Annotated in this window: 1 protein-coding gene; it reads left to right on the forward strand. The window is 55.0% G+C overall.

Going from position 1 to position 1,514, the window contains the following annotated elements:
• Nucleotides 1–410 precede the first annotated feature (410 nt).
• Nucleotides 411–1,355, forward strand: coding sequence for a malate dehydrogenase (gene mdh, locus ACYVG7_RS10385; protein WP_460883045.1), 945 nt, complete (start codon nt 411–413; stop codon nt 1,353–1,355).
• Nucleotides 1,356–1,514 lie beyond the last annotated feature (159 nt).

Genomic DNA, 1,514 nt, shown 5'->3' on the forward strand with positions numbered 1-1,514 from the left:
AACTGGTCAGGATCGGCTGTCGAACGGCTCCAATGCCACAACGCCTGTTGAAGCTGGCTGAGTCTCGATGGTAATCAGGAAAATAATAGTCTGCTATAGGTTGTGGTTATTTCAGCGAGTATTCATAGCGCATTTGTCTATGCTGGATTATCCCTTGTTTTCTGGTCCTGAATAGTATTATTACTCTTCGATTCCATATTATATTTTGTGAAATGGCTCGGTTATTCCTGAATGACTGCACTGTAACTACATGATAAATTGATAAAAATATCTCAGTTGCTGTTTTTGTTAATAAATAGCTGTGACGCTAATAAAAGATGAATAGTTTGTGAGTGAATTGTTTTGTTTGTTGTTAATTCATTACATCTCACCGGGTTTATTAATATGATCTTCGCTGCATGGAGCAATAGATGAAAGTTGTCGTACTGGGTGCCGCAGGGGGGATTGGTCAGCCGTTATCCTTGTTGTTAAAAATGCAATTACCAGCGGGTTCCGAATTGGCACTCTACGACCCGGCTCCCATGACCCGGGGCGTGGCGGTGGATTTGAGCCATATCCCGAGTCGCGTACAGGTCGCCGGTTTTACCGGCCGAGATCCTTCGGCGGCGCTGGCGGGGGCAGATATCGTGTTGATCCCGGCGGGGATCGCCCGCAAGCCGGGGATGGAGCGCTCTGACCTGTTCAAGTTCAACGCCGGTATCATCATGGATCTGGTGCAGCACTGCGGCCGGGTGTGCCCCAAGGCGCTGATTGCCATCATCACCAATCCGGTCAATAGCATGGTGCCGATCGCCGCGGAGGTCCTGACCCAGCTCGGGGTCTATGATCCGCGCCGCTTGTTCGGCCTCACCTCGCTGGATGTGGCGCGTTCCGAGTCCTTTTGCCTGGATATGAACCGGGAGGTCGATGCCCCTGTGGTGCCGGTCGTCGGTGGCCACAGCGGCTTGACCATAGTGCCCCTGTTCTCCCATGTCGCCGAGCACTACACCGACGAGCAGTTGCGCGCCCTGATTGCCCGGGTACAGCAGGCGGGTACCGAGGTGGTGGAAGCCAAAGCCGGTGCGGGTTCGGCAACCCTGGCCATGGCTTATGCCGCGCTGCGCTTCTGCCTGTCGCTGGTGCGGGCCAAGCAGGGGGAGGCGGATATCCGCGAATATGCCTATATCGAAGGCGGTCACCCGCAGGCGCGGTTCTTCAGTCAGCCGATGTTGCTGGGACCGGATGGTGTGGCGCAGGTGCTGGACTATTCCCCGGTGCACTCGGTCGAACAGGCGGCCATCGACGGCATGCTGCCGACCCTGAATCAGGAGATCCAGCAGGGCATCGATTACGCGCGGAATGTATTGCAGGATTGATGTGTGTTGCATTGTTCGGTGTGTTGAATACCTGTTGCGGCCCTGTATTTGTGTGAGGCCTCGCTTTCTTGGTGCCAGTGGCCTTGTTGATCAAATCCAAAGTCGGATACTCGCTCCCCAACCCGCCGGGCGGGCTTAGTTGACGGCCTGCCGAATGGG

The organism is Pseudaeromonas pectinilytica, from assembly GCF_054780855.1.

What these genes read in the sequence shown, in the direction of transcription:
- mdh (WP_460883045.1), top strand. Translation starts at nt 411, where the DNA reads ATGAAAGTTGTCGTACTGGGTGCCGCAGGGGGGATTGGTCAGCCGTTA.